General features: G+C 74.5%; 18 protein-coding genes. 9 read left to right on the top strand and 9 right to left on the bottom strand.

Going from position 1 to position 20,316, the window contains the following annotated elements; translation table 11 throughout:
* Nucleotides 1-29: 29 nt before the first annotated feature.
* A complete protein-coding gene (locus tag ACYVHQ_RS01525; protein WP_460510268.1) occupies nucleotides 30-1,382 on the bottom strand; it encodes a maltokinase N-terminal cap-like domain-containing protein in 1,353 nt (450 codons plus the stop codon).
* Nucleotides 1,383-1,448: 66 nt separating this feature from the next.
* On the opposite strand from ACYVHQ_RS01525, the gene ACYVHQ_RS01530 reads away from it, so the two are divergent.
* Nucleotides 1,449-2,117, top strand: a complete 669-nt coding sequence (locus ACYVHQ_RS01530) for a CYTH domain-containing protein (RefSeq protein ID WP_460510270.1) — start codon at nucleotides 1,449-1,451, stop codon at nucleotides 2,115-2,117.
* Here the strand turns inward: ACYVHQ_RS01530 and ACYVHQ_RS01535 are convergent.
* The 6 genes from ACYVHQ_RS01535 to ACYVHQ_RS01560 all read right to left on the bottom strand — a co-directional run bounded on the left by ACYVHQ_RS01535 (nucleotide 2,114) and on the right by ACYVHQ_RS01560 (nucleotide 8,968).
* Nucleotides 2,114-4,282, bottom strand: a complete 2,169-nt coding sequence (locus ACYVHQ_RS01535) for a S9 family peptidase (protein ID WP_460510272.1) — start codon at nucleotides 4,280-4,282, stop codon at nucleotides 2,114-2,116. The genes ACYVHQ_RS01530 and ACYVHQ_RS01535 overlap by 4 nt on opposite strands.
* Before the next feature lie 29 nt (nucleotides 4,283-4,311).
* Nucleotides 4,312-4,605, bottom strand: coding sequence for a hypothetical protein (locus ACYVHQ_RS01540; RefSeq protein WP_460510274.1), 294 nt, complete (start codon nucleotides 4,603-4,605; stop codon nucleotides 4,312-4,314).
* A 73-nt stretch (nucleotides 4,606-4,678) separates the two neighbouring features.
* Nucleotides 4,679-5,011, bottom strand: coding sequence for a hypothetical protein (locus tag ACYVHQ_RS01545; protein ID WP_460510276.1), 333 nt, complete (start codon nucleotides 5,009-5,011; stop codon nucleotides 4,679-4,681).
* Nucleotides 5,012-5,470: 459 nt separating this feature from the next.
* A complete protein-coding gene (locus ACYVHQ_RS01550) occupies nucleotides 5,471-5,689 on the bottom strand; it encodes a hypothetical protein (RefSeq protein ID WP_460510278.1) in 219 nt (72 codons plus the stop codon).
* An 11-nt stretch (nucleotides 5,690-5,700) separates the two neighbouring features.
* Complete coding sequence (locus tag ACYVHQ_RS01555; RefSeq protein ID WP_460510280.1) at nucleotides 5,701-7,119, bottom strand: ABC transporter permease; 1,419 nt, start codon at nucleotides 7,117-7,119, stop codon at nucleotides 5,701-5,703.
* 25 nt (nucleotides 7,120-7,144) lie between these two features.
* A complete protein-coding gene (locus ACYVHQ_RS01560) occupies nucleotides 7,145-8,968 on the bottom strand; it encodes a cation:proton antiporter (RefSeq protein WP_460510282.1) in 1,824 nt (607 codons plus the stop codon).
* Between the two features lie 117 nt (nucleotides 8,969-9,085).
* On the opposite strand from ACYVHQ_RS01560, the gene ACYVHQ_RS01565 reads away from it, so the two are divergent.
* From ACYVHQ_RS01565 to ACYVHQ_RS01585, 5 genes are all read left to right on the top strand, one after another.
* On the top strand, nucleotides 9,086-10,630 hold the full coding sequence (locus ACYVHQ_RS01565) for a carboxylesterase/lipase family protein (RefSeq protein ID WP_460510284.1): 1,545 nt from the start codon (nucleotides 9,086-9,088) through the stop codon (nucleotides 10,628-10,630).
* Between the two features lie 97 nt (nucleotides 10,631-10,727).
* Nucleotides 10,728-12,005 carry an inorganic phosphate transporter gene (locus ACYVHQ_RS01570; RefSeq protein ID WP_460510286.1) on the top strand — a complete coding sequence of 426 codons (1,278 nt, stop codon included), beginning with the start codon at nucleotides 10,728-10,730 and terminating at the stop codon, nucleotides 12,003-12,005.
* Entirely contained in the window at nucleotides 12,002-12,211 is a 210-nt protein-coding gene (locus ACYVHQ_RS01575; protein ID WP_460510288.1) for a hypothetical protein, read from the top strand. Before ACYVHQ_RS01570 ends, ACYVHQ_RS01575 begins: the two co-directional genes overlap by 4 nt.
* 56 nt (nucleotides 12,212-12,267) lie before the next feature.
* Nucleotides 12,268-13,407, top strand: coding sequence for a 23S rRNA (uracil(747)-C(5))-methyltransferase RlmC (gene rlmC / locus ACYVHQ_RS01580; RefSeq protein ID WP_460510290.1), 1,140 nt, complete (start codon nucleotides 12,268-12,270; stop codon nucleotides 13,405-13,407).
* Between the two features lie 65 nt (nucleotides 13,408-13,472).
* On the top strand, nucleotides 13,473-14,987 hold the full coding sequence (locus tag ACYVHQ_RS01585) for an aspartate ammonia-lyase (protein WP_460510292.1): 1,515 nt from the start codon (nucleotides 13,473-13,475) through the stop codon (nucleotides 14,985-14,987).
* A 36-nt stretch (nucleotides 14,988-15,023) separates the two neighbouring features.
* Here the strand turns inward: ACYVHQ_RS01585 and ACYVHQ_RS01590 are convergent, their stop codons facing one another.
* Nucleotides 15,024-16,124: a YihY/virulence factor BrkB family protein gene (locus tag ACYVHQ_RS01590; protein WP_460510294.1), complete on the bottom strand. Its 1,101-nt coding sequence runs from the start codon at nucleotides 16,122-16,124 to the stop codon at nucleotides 15,024-15,026.
* Between the two features lie 52 nt (nucleotides 16,125-16,176).
* On the opposite strand from ACYVHQ_RS01590, the gene ACYVHQ_RS01595 reads away from it, so the two are divergent.
* Nucleotides 16,177-17,535: a PrsW family intramembrane metalloprotease gene (locus ACYVHQ_RS01595; RefSeq protein ID WP_460510296.1), complete on the top strand. Its 1,359-nt coding sequence runs from the start codon at nucleotides 16,177-16,179 to the stop codon at nucleotides 17,533-17,535.
* Between the two features lie 36 nt (nucleotides 17,536-17,571).
* Here ACYVHQ_RS01595 and ACYVHQ_RS01600 read toward each other — a convergent pair whose 3' ends face one another.
* Nucleotides 17,572-18,900, bottom strand: coding sequence for an MFS transporter (locus ACYVHQ_RS01600; protein WP_460510298.1), 1,329 nt, complete (start codon nucleotides 18,898-18,900; stop codon nucleotides 17,572-17,574).
* A gap of 115 nt (nucleotides 18,901-19,015) precedes the next feature.
* Between ACYVHQ_RS01600 and ACYVHQ_RS01605 the strand changes: the two genes are divergently transcribed.
* Nucleotides 19,016-19,390: an FKBP-type peptidyl-prolyl cis-trans isomerase gene (locus ACYVHQ_RS01605; protein ID WP_460510300.1), complete on the top strand. Its 375-nt coding sequence runs from the start codon at nucleotides 19,016-19,018 to the stop codon at nucleotides 19,388-19,390.
* Nucleotides 19,390-20,223, top strand: coding sequence for an aldo/keto reductase (locus ACYVHQ_RS01610; RefSeq protein WP_460510302.1), 834 nt, complete (start codon nucleotides 19,390-19,392; stop codon nucleotides 20,221-20,223). Before ACYVHQ_RS01605 ends, ACYVHQ_RS01610 begins: the two co-directional genes overlap by 1 nt.
* Nucleotides 20,224-20,316 lie beyond the last annotated feature (93 nt).

The following is a 20,316-nucleotide window of genomic DNA, read 5'->3' on the forward strand; positions in this document are numbered from 1 at the left end:
TGCCGCGGGGCGGCGTCCGCCGCGCGCGCTCAGCCCTGCGGAGCCGATCGGGCCACGAGGCGCTCGACGGCGGCGACGGGGATCCCGATCCAGTCGGGGCGGTTGCGGCTCTCGTAGATGGCCTCGTACACGGCCTTGTCGATCTCGAACGCGTCGAGCAGGGCACGCTCGGCCCGCACGTCGACGCCCGAGCTGGCGACGTAGCCGTCGACGAAGGCCCGCCGCGCGGCCGAGGCCCAGGCGCGGGCGTCGACGCTCGGCGTCTGGTGCTCGAGCGAGCCCGCGACGTAGTCGAAGGAGCGCAGCATGCCCGCGACGTCGCGGAGGGTGACGTCGGGCCGCGACCGCTCGGGCATGGGGCGCAGCGGTTCGCCCTCGAAGTCGAGCAGGACCCAGCCTCGACCCGGGGCGAGGAGCGCCTGCCCCAGGTGGAGGTCGCCGTGGACGCGCTGCAACGCCGGCCACGGGCGCTCGGCGACGACGTCGTAGACGCGTCGGACGGCCTCCTCGTGGGCGGCGATCTCGGGGACCTCCTGCGCGGCGATGGCGATGCGACGGCGCATGCTCACGAGGGCCGCCTCGATCTCGTCGGGGCCGGCGTCGACGGTGCCGAGCTCGGCGGCGAGGGTCGCGTGCACCTCCGCCGTCGCGGCGCCGAGCTCGCGGGCCCGGTCCGTGAAGTCCTCGCCGGCCGTGGCGGCCTCGAGGGCGACGCGCCAGGCGTCGTCGGACCCGGCCAGGAACTCCTGCGCGAAGGCCAGGTGCCCGCCCGCGGTGCCCTCCTCGCGGCCCGCGTCGGGCCAGGTGCCCGTGACGAAGCCGAACGAGGTGGGGACGCGCGTCGAGCCGCCCCGCGAGAGCGCGGCCTGCGAGGTCACGTCGGGGTTGTCGCCGTGGTGCAGCACCCGGAAGACCTTGGCGATGACCTGCCCGGCGTCGCCGCCGGTCACGTCGTAGATGATCGAGGTGTTCGACTGCTCGCCCGAGAGCACGCGCGACCCGACGACGCGACCCGGGTCGACGAGGGAGTGGCCCACGACGTCGACGTCCGACCCGGGCACGTGACGGGCGTCGCGCATCGTCGCGAGCAGGCCCTCGGCGTAGGCGGGGTCGTGCGGCCCGTCGTAGAGGTAGACGCCGTCGTGCGAGCCGATGAAGGCGCGGTCGCCGCCGGGCAGCGGGGCGTGGCGCGCCACCACGGGCACCTGGTACAGGACGGGCGCCGGGCCCGACTCGTCGATGACGAAGAGGGTCACGACGACGGCGTCGTCGGCCTCCCACTCGTAGGAGCCGATCACGCGGATGTCGGGGGTGCTGCCCTTCGTGGCGTACCAGCGCTGACGCGCCATCCATCCGGCAAGGCTCGGGGCGACGTCGCTCATGTCTCGGAGCGTACGCCGTCGCCGCCCCTCGGGGACGCCGTGGCACCGGGCGGGCAGACTGGGCCGGTGACGACGACCGAGCAGACCGAGATCGAGCGCAAGTACGACGTGGCCGACGGGGCGGTCGTGCCGTCGCTGACGGACGTGGGGCCGGTCGCGACGGCGACGACGGAGCCGACGGCGGCCCTCCGCGCCGTCTACCACGACACGGCGGACCGGGCGCTTCTCGGGGCGCGCGTGACCCTGCGCCGGCGCACCGGGGGCGGCGACGAGGGCTGGCACCTCAAGCTCCCCGGCGACCGCGGCCGTCGGGAGGTCCACCACCCGCTCGGCGCCGCCGACGAGGCCGTGCCGGAGGCGCTGGTGGCGCTCGTCACGGACCTCCTGGAGGGTCGGGCGACGGCACCGGTGCTCGTGCTCGAGACCGCGCGGACGCCGACCCGCCTGTGCGCCGCCGACGGCACCGAGCTGGCGGAGCTCGCCGACGACGCGGTCACGGCCTCGCGCCCCGGCACGGACGCCCGGCACTCCTGGCACGAGTGGGAGCTCGAACTGGCGACGGACCTCGACCCCGCCGACGGCACCCGGCTCTTCGAGGCCGTCGAGCCCGTGCTGCTGGCCGCCGGGGCACGACCCTCCCGCTCGCACAGCAAGCTCGCCCGTGGCCTCGCCGCGGTCGACGGGCGGGCAGGAGGCGCGTCCCCCGACGCGCCCCCGGCCCCCGCCCGGCGCTAGGCCCGCTCGCCGTCCCGCTCGTCGGCGCGGGCCTCCTGCTCGTCGTCGCGGGCCTCCTGCTCGTCGGCCAGGCCCAGCACGTCGAGGATCCACGCGAGCTCGAAGGCGCGCTCGTGCCACGACTCGTAGCGTCCGCTGACGCCGCCGTGCCCAGCGCTCATCTCGGTCTTGAGCAGCACCGGGGCGTCGACGTCGCGGAGCCGCGCGACCCACTTCGCCGGCTCGACGTAGAGCACGCGCGTGTCGTTGAGCGACGTCACCGCGAGGATCCGCGGGTACAGGACGCCCTCGCGCACGTTCTCGTAGGGGGAGTACGAGCGCATGTACTCGTAGACCGCGGGGTCGTGGAGGGGGTCGCCCCACTCGTCCCACTCGATCACCGTGAGCGGCAGGTCGGGGTCGAGGATGCTCGTCAGCGCGTCCACGAAGGGCACGGCCGCGACGATGCCCGCGAAGAGCTCGGGGGCAAGGTTCGCCACGGCGCCCATGAGCAGGCCACCGGCGCTCCCGCCCTCGGCGACGAGGCGGTCGGGGGTGGTGCGTCCCTCGGCGACGAGGTGCCGCGCGACGTCGACGAAGTCGGTGAACGTGGTGCGCTTGGCGAGCGTCTTGCCCTCCTCGTACCAGCGCCGGCCGAGCTCGCCGCCGCCGCGCACGTGCGCCACGGCGAAGACGACGCCCCGGTCGAGGAGCGAGAGCCGGGCCACGCTGAACGCGGGGTCGATGCTGTGCTCGTAGGAGCCGTAGCCGTAGAGGTGCAACGGGGCCGGGCCCTCGGCGGGCACCGCGTCGCGGCGCCAGACGAGCGAGACGGGCACGCGCGTGCCGTCGGCCGCGGTCGCCCACTCCCTGGCCTGCCCGTAGTCGGCGGGGTCGTAGCCGCCGAGCACCGTCTGGCGCTTGAGCTCACGGCGTTCGCCGGTCCGCACGTCGAGCTCGACGACCGTCGACGGGGTGACGAACGAGGTGTAGCCGAAGCGCACCGTGGGCTGCTCGAACTCGGCGCCCCCGCTCGCGCCCGCGGCGAAGAGCGGCTCGTCGAACGCGACCTCCTCGAGCTCGCCAGGGCCGTCGGGGCCCAGGGGCAGCACGGCGAAGCGCGGCAGGGCCTCGCGCCGGTACTCCACGACGAGGTGGCCGGCGTAGGCGTCGACGCCCTCGAGGCGCACGTCGTCGCGGTGGGCGACGAGCACCCGGCGGTCGGTCGTCGACAGGGGGTCGGTCGCGGGCACGTCGACGAGCTCGAAGTTCTCGGCGCCGTCGTTGTGCACGACCAGGAGGCGGTCCTCGCCCGCGACCACGGCGTGCTCGACGTCGTACTCGACGCCCTCGCGGCGCGGCCAGACGACGCGCAGCTCGCCCGTCGGGTCGGCGGCGTCGAGCAGCATCGTCTCGCTCGTGACCTTGGACGCCACCTCGACGACGACGTAGCGGCGGCTGCGGGTCACGCCCACGCCGGTCCAGTAGCGCTCGTCCGGCTCCGTGAAGATCGCGACGTCGGGCTCGGCCGAGCCCACCTCGTGCCGCCAGATGGTGTCCGGGCGCCAGGCGTCGTCGACGGTGGGGTAGAAGACGTACCGGCCCGAGGGGTCGAAGACCGCTCCGGGGGCCGTGTCGGCGATCTCGTCGGGCAGGTCCTGGCCGGTCTCGAGGTCGCGGACCCGGATCAGGTAGCGCTCGTCACCGGTCGTGTCGACGCTCCAGACCAGCAGGCGGCCGTCGGCCGAGACGTCGAAGCTGCCGAGCGAGAAGAAGTCGGCGCCCTCCGCCTCGACGTTCGCGTCGAGCAGCACCTGCTCGCCGGGAGCGGGCTCGTCGACGGGGTAGGTCGGCGGCGTCCAGTCGTCCGGACCGCTGATCGGGGCGCGGCAGTGGATGCCGTACTGCGACCCCTCCGCCGTGCGCGACCAGTACCACCAGTCGCCCTCGCGCACCGGCACGCCGAGGTCGGTCTCACGCACGCGCCCCTTGATCTCCTCGAAGATCGTCTGCCGGAGACCGGCGAGGTGGGCCGTCTCGGCGTCGGTGTGGGCGTTCTCCGCCTCGAGGTGGGCGAGCACCTCGGGGGACTCCTTGTCGCGGAGCCACTCGTAGTCGTCCACGAAGTCGTGGCCGTGGTGCGAGCGGGTGACGGGTCGGCGCGGGGCGCGCGGTGCCTGGGACATGCGGTCGAGCGTATCGACCGCCGGCGCGCTCAGACCTGGGTGTCGCTCGCGGTCACCCCGCCGAGCCGCGGCGTCTCGAGGTACTCGTCGCTCGCCACGTGCACGTCGGCCGGGCCGGGCGCCGCGGCCTCGCGCTCGGCGTCGTCCGCCGCCTCCGGGGTGCCGGCCTTCTCCGCGCCGTTGCCGGACGACCGGCCGCGCAGGGTCAGGAGGCCGTCCGGATCGTGGCCCGCCGCCTCCTGCCCGGTGGTGGGGGCACCGTCGGCGTGCTCGGCGTGCTCGGCGTGCGGGGCGGCGGGGGTGGGATCGTGCTGGTCGGTCATGCGGGCGAGGGTACCCGCGGTGCGGCGCCGCGTCCCGGGGCGCCTCGTGCTGGCCGCCCGCCGTCGCTCGGGCTCAGGAGGCGCGTCGGTGCTCGTCGAGCCGGCCCATGAGCGACCAGACCGCCCGGGAGAGCTCCGGGTGCCACAGGGCGATCTCGCGGAGGAACCCCAGCTCGTCGCGCAGGCCCAGTCCCGTGGGCGTGACGACGCCGTCGTGGCCCAGTGCGTCGGCCCGCAGCGAGATGACGACCTGCTCGTCGACCGTGGGCAGGCCGGGGATCACCTCCCACGGGTCCTCACCGGCCCGGCAGCGCAGTTCGACCAGTGCGGCGAGCTCGTCGGAGGCCTCTGCGCGCAGCACCTCGAGGCTCCGACCCGCGCCGCGGAATCGTCCGGGGGAGGGCATGCCCACGAGCCTACGCGAGCCCCCCGACGAGCCCGCCCCGAGCCTCCTGCCCCCGCCCCCGCCCCCGTGCCTCCTGCCTCCTGCTCTCTGCCCCTGCCCCCGCCCCCCGCCTCTCGCCCTCCGTCCCGAACCCCCCGGTCGGAAAAGGCGACCACGAGCGACGGCACAGCTGACTGGGGGCCCTCGGGGGCGGCGTGTCGAGGTCGCGATGTCGCGTCCGGTGCCTGACGCGGCCGGGCGCCGAGATCGGCTCGGGCATCAGGAGGCGCACTCCACCGGCGCCTGACGGTCGCGTTCGGCGCCGGACGCGACCAGCCGCTGGGGACACGCCGTCCATCAGCACGAGCGGCCAGGCCTCAGGGCCCTCGCGGTCGCCTTTTCCGCCAGGGGGAGGCAGCAGGGCAGGCAGGCCAGCGCGGAGGGGCGGGCGGGCCAGGGGGGAGCGGCGTCGCGGGGCGGCTACGCCGCCGGGCCGCGGGGGCGGGAGCGCACGAAGAAGTCGACGGTGCCGACCAGCACGGCGAGGACGAAGGCGGTCCAGGCGTAGCCGACGAAACGGCCGGCGACGTCACGGCCCTCGGGGGCGAGCACGACGGAGAAGACGTAGGCGACGGCGGCGGCGACGAGCAGGAGGATCACGGCGGCGACGAGCAGGCGGTGCCAGGTGGTGCGCTTCACGAGAGCCCAGGCTAGTCCCGGCCGGCACCGCCTCCGAGCCCGGCACCGCCTCCGAGCCCGGCACCGCCTCCGGGCCCGCTGCCGCCTCCGGGCCCGCTGTCGTCTCGGCCCGCACCACCCCGGCCCGGGGCGCCACCGGCGGGGCGGTCGTCCGCGGGCCGGGCGCCGTCGACGTCGCGGGGCCGGGCTGCCGTGGTGCGCGTCGAGGCGGCGTCGTCCTCGAGGCCACCGAGCGGGCCGAGGAGGAGGCTGCCCGTCGTCGGATCGTCGAGGTCGGGGTCGCGCTCGTCGAGCGGCAGGGTGCTGATGCTGCCGGTCTCGGTGGAGACGAGCCCGTGCCGGGCGAGCACCTCGTCGCGCTCCGCGGCGAGGAAGTCGCGGTTGGCGGCGTTGGCGTCGGCGAACATGGTGGTGCGCCCGGTGACGATGCGGCGCACCCGGCGGTGCTCCCACCACCGCTTGCCCACGAGCATGAGCACCGTGCCCGCGGCCGCGTAGGCGAGGAGCATGGCGACGCCGCGCCCGTAGCCGGGGCCGACGCCGTAGAGGGCGCGCTTGAGCATCTCCGTGATGCCGCTGCCGACGACGACGTGGTTCAGCCAGGCGAACGGCTGCGGCATGAACCACGCCGGGTAGGCCGCGCCCGAGGCGGGCATGGACAGGAAGACGAAGACGACCATGGCGGGCAGGGCGACGAAGCGGCCGGCGACGTAGCTGATGCCGTTGACGGTGAGCCCGATGGCGACGATCCAGGCCCACGCGATGCCGGAGAGCGTCCAGAAGTGGCCCTCGACGGCTCCGATGACGGGGCCGGCGAGCACGTTCGTGACGAGCGAGATGACGGCACCGCCGACGACGATCACGGCGACCCGGGTGCGGTGGCGCAGGGGAGCGCCCATGAGCCCGATGAACATGGCGACCATGTAGCCGCCGATGCACCACGAGAGCATGAGGTACATCGAGACCATGCCGTACTCGTCGTGCGGGGGCAGGGGGGCGAGGTCGTCGCGGTCGAGCGTCAGGCCCTCGGCGTCGAGCGCGGGCTGCAGCAGCGCGGGCACGAGCGCCGCCACCTGGTACTGGTGCGCGCTCGCGACGACGAGGCGGTCGTCGTCGAGGTCGACCGCGACGGCGGTGCGCCCCTCGAGCACGTCGCGCGCGGCGTCGTCGGCGTCGTCGACGGCCTCGAGCCGGATCGCCCCGGGCCGCTCGTCGTCGAGCGCGGCCTGCAGGCGGTCGAGCTGCGGCCCCGGGGCGCCGACCACGGCCACGGGCACGTCGTGCGGCTGCGGTGCGTGGAAGGCGGCGACGTAGCAGAGGCAGAAGCCGACGATGAAGAACAGCGGCAGCCACAGCTGCAGGCCGATGAGCTGCAGGGACGGGTGCAGGGTGCCGTACCAGCGGCGGAAGGCGGTCTGCTCGGGCTTCACGCTCCGACGATACGCCGCGGCACCGTCACGACCGGAAGCCCGAGAGCGCGTTGGTGTCCATCGCGAGCTCCTCGGCGTCGAGCCCGAGCAGCACCTGCCGCATGACCTCCTCGTCGACCGCTCCGGCGTCGCGCTCGCGCAGCACGACCTCGCGCCGGCGGGCGAGCAGCTCGCGCCGGATCTGCTGGTGCGCCCGCGGCTCGGCCCTGCGCCGACGGCGGGCCCGCTCGGCCGGCGTCCCGGCCTCGCCCGCGTCGCCGCGCTCGGCGGGACCCGCGGCCGGTCCCGCGCCCGGGCCTCCTGCCGGGTCCCAGTCGGGCCGCGGGTCGTCGCGCCGGTCGGGGTCGTCCGCCCCCTCCTCGGCGTCGAGCGCGCCCTGCTTCAGCACCTCCTCCTGGCGACGCAGCCGGGCGACGGTGGTGGCGACGGCCCGCTCGGTGACGTCGCGGCCGAAGGCCTTCTCCCAGGCGGGGCGCCGCTCGTCGACGAAGCGCACGGTCTCCTCCGTGCTGAGCGAGAACACCCGCAGCTGCGCGGCGAGGTCGCGCTCCTTCTGCCCGGTGTCCTGCACGCCGAGCCAGCGGATGACGAGCGGCAGGGTGAGCCCCTGCAGCAGGAGGGTGCCCACCGTGACGACGAAGGCGATGAGGAACATGACGTCGCGGGCCGGCACGGCTGCACCGCTCTCGGTCACGGTGGGGATCGTGACGACCGCGGCGAGGGTGACGACGCCGCGCATCCCCGTCCACGAGATGACGGCGAGCTGCCGCACGTCGAGCCGGGCCTGGGGGTGGTACCGGACGCGACGGAGCCAGCGGGCTCCGCGGTGCCGGCGCAGCACGGGCGACAGCAGCAGGTACCTCAGCACGCGGGCGCCGCCGTAGCTGGCGTAGACGAACACGGGGCGGACGAGCACGACGACCGCGAGCACGACGAAGGCGGTCCCGATGCTCTGGCCGAGGTCGCGCCCGCTGGCCGCGACGTCCTCGACGACGGTGCGCAGCTGGAGGCCGATGAGCGCGAAGACGAAGCCCTCGAGCAGCACGTCGGCGGCGGTCCAGAAGGGGCGCTCCTGGAGGCGGGTCGCGTAGCCGGTGCGCGGCGAGCGGAAGCCCACGTAGAGGCCCGCGGAGACGACGGCGAGCACGCCGGAGCCGTGGAGCTCCTCGCCGAGCACGTAGGCGACGAAGGGCAGCAGGAGGCCGACCACGGTCTCGACGACGGGGTCGTCGACGCGCAGGCGGACCTGGTGCACGACGACGCCGAGCAGGAGGCCGACGCCGACGCCGACGCCGATGGCGAGCCCGAAGACGCCGAGGTCGTCCCAGACGGTCAGCGACGCCCCGCCCACGACGGCGAGGAACACCTTGACGAGGGTCAGCGACGCGGCGTCGTTGATGAGGCTCTCGCCCGAGAGCACGGTCATCACCTTGCGCGGCAGGCCGAGGCGCCGACCGATGGCGGCGGCGGAGACGGCGTCAGGAGGCGCGACGACGGCACCGAGGAGGATCGCGGCGGGCAGCGACAGGTCAGGCACCAGCAGGTAGGCGACGCCGCCGACGACGAAGGCCGTGACCAGCACGGCGCCGATGCCGAGCCGCACGATGGACCCGCGGCTGGCCCGGAAGCTCTGCAGGGACACGTCGAGCGAGGCCGAGTAGAGGAGGGGAGGGAGCACGACGGTGAGGATGAGCTCGCCGTCGATCTCGATCTCGGGCAGCCCGGGCACGAACGACACCGCGAGGGCGACGCCGACGACGAGCAGGGGTGCGGGCAGTCCCCGCCAGCGCGCGAAGGCGGTGACGGCGAGCGATCCCAGGAGGATGATGAGCAGTTCGGCGAGCTCCATGGACGTGCGGCCTCGTTCCCCTCGTGGCAGGACTCCCCATCATGCTCCGGAGGGCGGGCCGCCGAACTCCCGGTGAACGGGCGGGGCCCGTGCACGAGCCGCTCGTAGGGTGGGCGGATGCGAGACGCCGCCCCCGCCCCCCTCGTGCGGACGACCACCGCGGGTGCCGTGCGCGGCGTGGCCGAGCGGGGCGTCCGCGCCTGGCGGGGGATCCCGTTCGCGGCGCCTCCGGTCGGCGACCTGCGCTTCCGGGCGCCGCTCCCGCCCGAGCCCTGGGAGGGCGTGCGCGACGCGGCGCAGTTCGGGGCCGCCGCGCCGCAGGACCGCGGCCAGTTCGTCGGCGTCGACGCGACGACGCCCCAGTCGGAGGACTGCCTCACCCTCAACGTGGTGGCGCCCGCCGGCAGCAGCCCCGGCGACGGCCTGCCGGTGCTCGTCTACGTGCACGGCGGCGCCTACAGCGTGGGCTCCTCGCGCGAGCACCCCCGGCAGGGCGAGGCCCTCGTGCGTCGGGGCGGCATCGTCTACGTCAGCCTCAACTACCGGCTCGGCGGCTTCGGCTGGCTCGACCTCAGCGGGTGGTCCACGCCCGAGCGCCCGTTCGAGTCGAACCTGGGCCTGCGCGACCAGGTCGCGGCGCTCGAGTGGGTGCGCGACAACGTGGCCGCGTTCGGCGGCGACCCGGAGCGCGTGACGCTGTCGGGCGAGAGTTCGGGCGGCAACGCGGTGACGACCCTGATGACGGTGCCCGCCGCCCGTGGGCTGTTCTCGGCGGCCATCGCGCAGAGCTCGCCGACGAACGCCGTGTACCCGCCGGCGGTCACGGCCCGGTGGGCGGGGGAGTTCCTCGAGCTGCTCAGCGAGCAGGTCGACGGCGACGACCTCGAGTCGACCTCGCTCGAGGACGCGGGCGCCCTGCTGGCCTCGGCGCCGACGGCCGCCGTGGTGCGCGCCACGGCGGCGCTGCAGCTGCGGACCCCTGACGAGTTCCCGGGCACGATCAGCCTCTGCCCCGTGATCGACGGCGAGTTCCTGCCCGAGCGGCCGCTCGACGCCTTCAAGGCGGGCAGGGCGCACCCGGTCCCGCTGATCATCGGCACCAACGACCGCGAGGGCAGCGTCTTTACGGGGCGTCGCGACATCCTCGCGACGACGGCGCCGCGCATCCGCGCCATCTTCGCGGCGACCGACAAGACCGCCCGCCGCGCGATCGCGGAGCAGTACCCGGGCCTGCCGTCCCGTCCGGCGGCGCTCGACTTCGGGGGCGACTACGCCTTCTGGTTCCCCACCGTGAAGGTCGCCGAGCGGCACGCCCGGCACCAGCCGACGCGCTTCTACCGGTTCGACGCGACCACGCGCATCCTGCGCCTCGTCGGCTACGGCGCCTTCCACGGGCTCGAGCTGACGGCGCTCTACGACCGGGTGCGCACGCCCTTCGGCCTGGCGCTCGGCCTGCTCGGCGGGCGTCGCGCCTTCGTGCGCACCGCGCGCCGCATGCAGGACCGCTGGCTCGAGTTCGTGCGCACGCACGCCGTCGCCGACTGGCCGCTCTACGACCAGGAGACCCGCCGCACGCTGGTCCTGGACCGGCACGACCGGGTCGAGGACGACCCGCGCGGCGCTCGCCGGAGGGTGTGGCAGGACTTCGTGCCCCACGTCTGACGTCGGCCCCCGGCGGAGCACCTGCCGTCCACCGCGCGGACACCTGCCGGACGCCCCCGAGTTGACCGCCGTTCACCCCGGTGCAAGACTCCCGCCGGTGGAGATCGCGCTGCTCGTCGTCCTGGTCATCGTGGTGGCCCTCTTCTTCGACTTCACGAACGGGTTCCACGACACCGCCAACGCGATGGCCACCCCGATCGCCACGGGGGCCATGACGCCCCGCGTCGCCGTCACGGTCGCCGCCGTCCTCAACCTCGTCGGCGCGTTCCTCAGCACCGAGGTCGCCAAGACGGTCTCGGGCGGGATCATCCGCGAGGGCGACGGGGGCGTGCAGATCAGCCCCGCGATGATCTTCGCGGGCCTCATCGGCGCGGTCGTCTGGAACATGGTCACCTGGCTCCGCGGCCTGCCCTCGAGCTCGTCGCACGCCCTCTTCGGCGGTCTCATCGGCGCGGCCGTCGTCGGTGCCGGCCTCGCGAGCGTCGACTTCGGGGTCGTGCTGTCGAAGGTCGTGCTGCCGGCGCTGCTGGCCCCGCTCACGGCCGCGGTGGTCGCGTACACGGCGACGCGGCTGGCGTACGCGATCACCAGGAGGTCCGGCGAGCGCAGCGAGCGCGGTGGCTTCCGGTACGGCCAGGTCTTCACGTCGTCGCTGGTCTCGCTCGCGCACGGCACCAACGACGCGCAGAAGACCATGGGCGTCATCACGCTCACGCTCATCGCCGGGGGCTTCCTCACGGCGGGGGCCGAACCGCCCTTCTGGGTCATCACGGTCTGCGCCCTGGCCATCGCGCTCGGCACGTACACGGGCGGTTGGCGGATCATCAAGACCCTCGGCGGCGGTCTCACCGAGGTGAAGCCCACCCAGGGCTTCTCGGCGGAGGCGTCGACGACGGCGACGATCCTGGCGTCGAGCCACCTGGGCTTCGCGCTCTCGACCACGCAGGTGTCGAGCGGCTCGATCATCGGTGCCGGCCTCGGGCGGCGGGGCGCCAAGATCCAGTGGGGCACGGCCGGCAAGATCGTCGTCGCCTGGTTCGTGACCCTGCCCGCGTCGGCGGCCGTGGGCGCGGCGGCGGCCCTGGTCGCGTCGCTGGGCACCGTCGGCCTCGTCGTCGACGCGGTCGTCGGCTTCGCGGTCGTGGGCGGCATCTTCGTGCTGTCGCGCCGCCGTCCCTCCGAGCAGCAGTCCGCCATGGAGGTCGACCTGGCCGCGACGAGCGTGCTGTCGCGCCGCCGCGTGCGTCGGCTGGAGCGTCGGGGCCGCCTCGAGACGCCGCCCGGCGGCGTCGAGGCCCCCCTCCTGCACCTGGACGACCGCCCGGCGGCGACCGTGCCCTCGCCCTCCACCGACGACGAGGAGCCCTCGCGATGATCGACTGGTCCGCCTTCCTGCTCGTCGCGGTCGTGGCGCTCGTCGCCGCGTGCGCCCTCGTGAGCGTCTACTCGCTGGGCCTGCGCCTCCTGGCCGCCGAGCCCCGGACGACGCTCGCCACGGTGGGCGCCCGGGCCTGCTTCGGCCTCTGCGCCGTCGGCGTGCTCGCCGGCATCTGGCTCATCGTCCCCGCACTGCACGGCTGACCCCGGGTCGGCCCTGCCCGCCCCGGGCACCGCCGCCCGCCGCGTACGATCGTCCGGTGCAGTGCGACTACTTCGACGCGGGGGAGTGCCGTTCGTGCACCCTGCTCGACCAGCCCTACCTGCGCCAGGTGTCGGCGAAGGAGCAGCGCGTGCGCGCCCTGCTGCCGCAGGCCCCCGAGGGAGCGTGGCGGCCGACCGTGACGAGCCCCGAGGCGGGGTTCCGCAACAAGGCGAAGATGGTCGTCGGCGGCACCGTGGAGGCCCCGCTGCTCGGCATCGTCGACGGGAGCGGCGGCGTCACCGACCTCCGCGCCTGCGGCCTGCACACGCCGGGCATCCGGGCCGCGCTGCCGGTCCTCGCGGCGTTCGTCACGGCCGCGCGGGTGCCGCCGTGGGACCTCGCGACCGACCGCGGCGAGCTCAAGCACGTGCTGGTCACGGAGTCGCCGTCCGGTGCGCTCATGGTCCGCTTCGTGCTGCGCAGCACCGAGGCCGTGCCGCGGCTGCGCAAGGCCCTGCCCGGCCTGCGGGCGGAGCTGCCGGCGCTCGCGGTGGCGACCGCGAACCTCCTGCCCGAGCGCCGCGCCGTGCTCGAGGGCAGCACCGAGGTCGCCCTCACCGAGCGGTCGACCCTGACGATGGACCTGGGCGACGTCGCCCTGCACCTGCGGCCGCAGAGCTTCTTCCAGACGAACACGGCCATCGCGACGGCGCTCTACGCCGAGGCGCGCGCCTGGGTCGACGAGCTCGCCCCCGCGAGCGCCTGGGACCTCTACTGCGGCGTCGGCGGCTTCGCCCTGCACCTGGCCGGGCCGGGGCGACGGGTCGTGGGCGTCGAGCTCAGCGCCGAGGCGATCGCGAGCGCGCGGACCAGCGCCGCCGAGGCCGGTCACGACGGCGTCTCGTTCGAGGTCGGCGACGCCACGGCGTGGGCGACCGCGCAGGAGGCCGCACCCGACCTGGTCGTGGTCAACCCGCCCCGGCGCGGGGTCGGCACGGTCCTGGCGGGCTGGCTCGACGCCTCCGGCCCGGCGGTGGTGCTCTACTCCAGCTGCGACCCCGTCTCGCTCGCGGCCGACCTCGCGGCGATGCCGGCCTACGAGGTCCGACGGGTGCGCGTGTTCGACATGTTCCCGCAGACGGCGCACCTCGAGGTGCTCACCCTGCTCGTCCGTCGCGGGGCACCCCTGCCGTAGTCTCGGGGGAGCACGCGCCCGGCAGCGGCGCCGGGTGCCACGACCACGACGGAGGCGCACCACCCGTGACCCACGACGAGCAGGCCACCCGCACCGAGACCGACTCCCTGGGGCCGAAGGAGGTCCCGGCCGACGCGTACTGGGGCGTCCACACGGCCAGGGCGCTCGAGAACTTCCCGATCGCGAACCGGCCGATCTCGGTCTACCCGGACCTCGTGCGGGCCCTCGTCGTCGTCAAGCAGGCCGCCGCGCGCGCCAACGCCGAGCTCGGCGTGCTCGACCGTGCCAAGGCCGACGTCATCGAGCGGGCCTGCACGGAGATCCTCGACGGGGCGCTGCACGACGAGTTCCGGGTCGGCGTGATCCAGGGCGGCGCGGGCACCTCGACGAACATGAACGCCAACGAGGTCATCGCGAACCGGGCGCTGGAGCTGCTCGGGCACGCGAAGGGCGAGTACCAGCACCTGCACCCGATCGACGACGTCAACCGCAGCCAGTCCACCAACGACACCTACCCGACCGCGATCAAGATCGCCATGGTCCTCACGCTGCAGGGGCTGCTCGAGCAGCTCGACCTGCTGCACGCGTCGTTCGCGGCGAAGGGCGACGAGTTCCGCGACGTCCTCAAGGTGGGGCGCACCCAGTTGCAGGACGCCGTGCCCATGACCCTGGGCCAGGAGTTCACGGGCTTCTCGCACACCCTGCAGGAGGACGCGCAGCGCCTGCGCGACGTCGTCCCGCTGCTCGGCGAGATCAACCTCGGCGCGACGGCCATCGGCACCGGCATCACCGCCGACCCCGCCTACGCGGGTGCCGTCCGTCGGCACCTGTCCGAGCTCACCGGGCTCCAGCTCGTCACCGCGCCCGACCTCGTCGAGGCGACGAGCGACGCGGGCGTGTTCATGACCCTCAGCGGTGCGCTCAAGCGCAGCGCCATCAAGCTGTCCAAGATCTGCAACGACCTGCGCCTGCTCTCGAGCGGCCCGCAGGCGGGCCTCGGCGAGATCACGCTGCCCCCACGGCAGGCCGGCTCCTCGATCATGCCGGGCAAGGTCAACCCGGTGATCCCCGAGGTCGTCAACCAGGTCGCCTTCTCGGTGGCGGGCGCCGACGTCACGGTGACGATGGCGGCCGAGGCCGGCCAGCTGCAGCTCAACGCCTTCGAGCCGGTCATCGCGCACTCGGTGCTGCAGAGCCTGCAGTGGATGGCCCACGCCTGCCAGACCCTCCGCGAGAACTGCGTCGACGGCATCGCGGCCAACCACGTGCGGCTCACGGCGCAGGTCGAGACGAACGTCGGCAGCGTCACGGCCCTCACGCCGTACATCGGCTACTCGGCGGCGGCGGCCATCGCGCACACCGCGCTCACGACGAACGCGTCCATCTCCGCGCTCGTCGTCGCGGCGGGCCTCATGAGCGAGGAGCAGGTCCGCAAGGTCCTCTCGCCCGCACGGCTGTCCGGTCTCGAGGTCGTCACGAGCGCGATCCCGGTCATCACGCCCGACGACCCGTCGTCGGTCGTGGCAGGGGCCTCGACGCCGGACGGCGCCCGCGACCCGGGCGACGAGACCGCGGGCTGAGGGCGGGCCTCCTGCCGGGCCGTCAGCGCCGGGCCGTCAGCGTCGGCGCGGCACCGTCGGGCGCGCGACGCGCGACCGGTGCGCCAGGTGCTCGCGCACGAGGTGCAGGCGCTCGAGCTCGTCCGGGGCCTCCCGGCCGCCCCGCTCGCGCACGGCCCGCTCGCGGAGGCGCCGACCGGTGCGGACGTCCCAGGCCGAGTTGCGGGCCAGGATGTGGTCGCGCTCGAGGCTGCGCACCGGCAGGGGGATGACCTCCTCGGCCTCGACGCCGCGGCGCAGCTGCCGGGCCCGCAGGACCTCGCTGTCGAGCTCGCCGCCGACGACGAGCACGAAGTTGCTGATGTACGAGTAGAGCAGCACGGCCAGGGCACCGCCGAGCCAGCCGTAGAAGCGGTCGTAGTTGGAGAACGTCGCCACGTAGATCGCGAAGAGGAGGGTGCAGAGCGCCCAGACGACCAGGGCGAGGCCGGCACCGTACGACGCCCAGCGCAGGCGGGGCGGCCGGACGTTGGGGGTGAAGTAGTAGAGCAGCGCGACGACGAGCACGGCCAGGGCCGCGAGCAGGGGCCACTTGAGGACGTTCCAGAGCGTGGTCCAGGGCGCCCCGAACCCGAAGCCGTCGGCGATGCTCGCGGCGAGGGTGGGCGTGACGAGCAGGATCACGGCCATGATCGCGAAGGCGACCATGAGCACGAGCGTGACGAGCATCATCGTGCCGCGGAACGTCCAGATGCGTCGGCCCTCCTCGACGTCGTAGACGGTGTTCATCGCCCGGCCGAACGCGGTCGCGTAGGCGGACAACGACCAGAGGGTGAGCGCCAGGCCGATGCCGAAGGCCACGCCGGGGTTCGAGATGCTGAGCAGCTGCTCGAGCGGTCCGCGCAGGGTCTCGACCGTCGTCGGGCGCACCACGGGCCGCGCCACCGCGAGGATCTCCTCGACGGCCTCGTCGCCTCCCTGGAACACGGCGACGCCCGACACGACGGCGAGCGCCACCGGGAAGACCGCGAGCGTCGACCAGAAGGTGAGGGAGGCGGCCGCGTCGATGGTGCGGTGCCGCAGGATCCCGTGCCACACGCGCAACAGCACGTAGGTGAGCAGCGACGGGTCCTCGGGCAGGGACTTCGTCGCGGGCATCCTCGTAGGGTAACGCCGGGGCGCGGCACCGGCCGACCACTACGCTCGTGCCATGACCGGCCTGCCTCCCCAGCTCGACGCCACCGGCCGACCGGTGGTCGACGCGTGGGGCCGCCCCCTCGTCGACGCACGGGGGCGCCAGCCCGTGGCGCGCACCGCCGCTCCCGTCGCCCGCGCGACGGAGCCGGTGTGGTACCCCGTGCAGCCGGTCTTCGTGCAGCCCGTCCGCCGTCGTCCGGTCGCGAGCGGCGTGGCCCTCGCCGTGGGCTTCACGGTGCTCGGCGTCGCCCTCCTGGCCGTCGGGCTCTACTTCCTGCTGTTCCTGCAGCCGGGGGTGATCCTCGCCGCGAGCGTGCTCGCGTTCGTGCCGCTCGCCATCGTGCTCACCGGCATCTGGCTCGTCGACCGGTGGGAGCCCGAGCCTCGCGCGGCCCTGCTCTTCGCCTTCGCGTGGGGCGCGGGCGTCGCCGTGGCGACGGCCCTGATCGTCGACCTCGTCGTGAGCGCCGCGACGCAGGTCGTGACCGGGGGCTACTCCGACACGGCCGACGTCCTCGGCGCCGTGGTGCAGGCCCCGGTCGTCGAGGAGGTCGCCAAGGGCGCGGGCGTGCTGTTCGTGCTCTGGATCTTCCGCCGCTCCTTCGACGGCCCCGTCGACGGCATCGTCTACGCCGCCACGGTCGCGGCGGGCTTCGCCTTCGTCGAGAACATCCAGTACTTCGCGGTGCAGGTCACGGACGACCTCGCCAGCGGCGGTGCGGGCGTGCTCTACGTGTTCGTCGTGCGGGCCCTCATGTCGCCGTTCGCGCACGTCATGTACACGGCCTGCACGGGCATCGCGCTCGGCTGGGCGGCCCGGCGCACCGGCCGGCTCGGCGCGATCTGGTGGTTCCTGCTCGGCCTCGTGCCGGCGGTCCTGCTGCACGCGCTGTGGAACGGCTCGCTCTACGTCGTCGGCGACGGGTTCTTCCTCTGGTACCTGCTCGTGCAGGTGCCGATCTTCGTCGCGATGGTGCTGCTCGTGGTGTTCCTGCGCCGCAACGAGCGGCACGTCACGCACGACCGCCTCGCCGAGTACGCGGCCGCGGGCTGGTTCAGCCGCGACGAGGTGGCGCTCCTGTCGACCTCCGCCGGCCGCCGCCGCGTGAAGGCGTGGGCGGGGGCGCAGCACAAGCGCGCCGAGATGAAGCGCTTCGTCTCGATCGCGACGCGCCTCGCCTTCACGCGTCAGCGCCTGCTCAAGGGCAGGAGGGTCGTGGGCGTCCGGCAGGAGGCCCGCCGTGACGAGTCCGAGCTGCTCGCCGAGCTCACGCAGGTGAGGGCCGCGCTGCAGGCTCCCGCGACGGCGTTCCCCGGGTACGCGCAGCACCCGGGCCTGCCGCGGGAGGGCTGGGGCCAGCACCGGTTCTGAGCCCGGAGGTGCCCCCGCGTGGAGGTCGTGGCCGCCTCAGGGCGTCGGCGCCTCCGCGTCGTAGCTCCGGAACGACGGCGTGAGCCGCGCGACGACGAGCACGAGCACGACGACGAGCGCGCCGCCGAGCAGGGGAGGCCAGGCGATGCCGGCCGCGACGACGAGCCCGGTCCAGAGGTCGCCCAGGCGCGGACCGCCGGTCACGACGACGACGAAGATGCCTTGCAGCCGTCCGCGCATCGCGTCGGGGGAGGCGGCCTGCAGGATCGTCGAGCGGAAGATCGAGCTGACGGCGTCGGCGGCTCCCGCGCCGGCCAGGGCGACCGCGGCGGCGCCGAGCGCGACGAGGTCGGCCTCGCCGAGCCCCTCGGTGAGGCTGCCGACCCCGCGGGCGGGCGTGAGCACCAGCACGACGCCGAACGCGGCGACGCACGCCCCGTAGACGGCGATCGACGTGGTGACGGCACGACCCTGCGCCCGGACGTGGCCGAGCCGTCCCGAGAAGACGCCGCAGAGCAGGGCCCCGACGGCGAACGAGGCGGTGAGCACCCCGACGGTGACGGCTCCGCCGCCGATCACGACGGCGCCGACCACGGGGTAGAGCACGCGCGGCTGGCCGAAGGTCATCGCGACGATGTCCACGACGAACGTCGTGCGCACGTTCGGCGAGTGCCGCAAGAAGCGCGCGCCCTCGACGAGCGAGGCCAGCCCCGGCCGCTGGACGGCGCCCTCGGGCCGGATCGGCGGCAGCGTCGCGATGCCGAGGAACGCCGCCGAGAAGAGCACCACGTCGACCGTGTAGGTCAGCGGGAACCCCACGCCGGCCACGAGCACGCCCGCCAAGGCGGGGCCGACCGTGAGCATGACGCCGGTGCTGATCCCGCCGAGCGCGGAGGCCGCGGGCAGCAGCTCCCGGGGCAGGAGGCGCGGCACGATGGCGGCGCGCGAGGTCGCGATGAGCGTGCCGGCCACGGCGTTGAGCGTGGTGAGCACGTAGAGCAGCACGACCTCCTCGAGGCCCAGCCAAGCGTGCAGGGCGATGGCCGCGGTCGACAGCCAGGCGGCGACGGCCGAGGCGAGCGCCACCGTGCGGCGGTCGAACGCGTCGGCCAGCATGCCGCCGTAGAGGCCGGCGAGGACCATCGGCACGAGCGAGACGACGCCGACGAGCGCGACGGCGAAGGTCGACCCGGTGATGGTGAAGACCTCGAGGCCGACGGCGACGAGCGTGAGCTGCGTGCCGATGCCCGAGACGGCGCTGCCGGCGAAGAGGCGGGCGAAGGCGGGGCTGACGCGCAGCGGAGCGAGGTCGACGAACACGGGGCGGCGGGCAGGAGGCGCGGGGGCCGGGCGGGGATCGGTCATGGTGTGCGGTCCATCCTGCCGCCTCCCCGGGGCGCGCCTGCACGGTGCGCACGCTCCGCGCGCCTCCTGGCGGCGGGGCGGACCCGCACCCGCGCTCGCGGTGCAGACTGGGAGCATGACCCACGACCCGCAGACCAAGCCCGAGATCGACGCCCCCGTCGGTCCTGCCCCCGCCGAGCTCGAGAGCACCGACGTCACCGTCGGCGACGGCGCGGAGGCCCAGCCCGGCTCGACCGTGAACGTGCACTACCTCGGCGTCGAGTACGACAGCGGCGAGGAGTTCGACTCCTCGTGGAGCCGCGGCGAGCCCGTGAACTTCCCGCTCGCGGCGCTCGTGCGCGGCTGGCAGGAGGGGATCCCCGGCATGAAGGTCGGCGGTCGCCGCCAGCTCGTCGTGCCCCCGCACCTCGCGTACGGCCCCGCCGGTGGCGGGCACCCGCTGTCGGGCAAGACCCTCATCTTCGTGATCGACCTGCTGGGCGTCAGCTGATGACCTCCGTCCCCTCGATCGGCCTGAACGACGGGCGGACGATCCCGTCGCTCGGACTCGGCACGTACTCGATGGACGGCGACGAGGGTGCCGCTCAGGTGGCGACGGCGATCGAGTCGGGCTACCGCCTGCTCGACACGGCGCTGAACTACGGCAACGAGGGAGCGGTCGGCGAGGCCGTGCGCCGCGTCGACGTGCCCCGCGACGAGCTCGTCGTCACGTCGAAGCTGCCCGGCCGCCACCACGGCTACGACGAGACCCTCGCGAGCTTCGAGGAGTCGCGGCGCAACCTGGGCCTCGACCGCATCGACCTCTACCTCGTCCACTGGCCCCTGCCCCGCGTCGACAAGTTCGTCGACTCGTGGCGCGCGTTCGTGAAGCTGCAGGAGGACGGGCTCGTCGGCTCGATCGGCGTCTCGAACTTCACCGAGGAGCACCTGGAGCGCGTGGCCGACGCCACGGGCGTCGTGCCCGCGGTGAACCAGGTCGAGCTGCACCCGTACTTCCCGCAGGCGGCGCTCCGTGCCGTGCACGAGCGGATGGGCGTCGTCACGGAGAGCTGGAGCCCGTTGGCGAAGCAGAGCGAGCTGCTCACCGAGCAGGTCGTCGTCGACATCGCCCGGGCGCACGACCGGACCCCGACGCAGGTCGTCCTGCGCTGGCACGTCGAGCTCGGCGCGGTGCCCGTGCCGAAGTCGGCCGACGCCGGTCGCCAGCGCGAGAACCTCGGCGTCTTCGACTTCGAGCTGACGCCCGACGAGGTCGCCGCCCTGAGCGGCCTCGAGCGCGGCCGGCTCTGGGACGGCGACCCCGAGACGCACGAGGAGTTCTGACCCCCGCCGACCTCCCGGTCGGACCGACGCGCACCCCGCCTCCCGGTGGGGTGCGCGTCGTGGCGTGCAGGGGCGACCGGCTAGACTGGCGTG

This window comes from Frigoribacterium salinisoli (genome assembly GCF_054781095.1).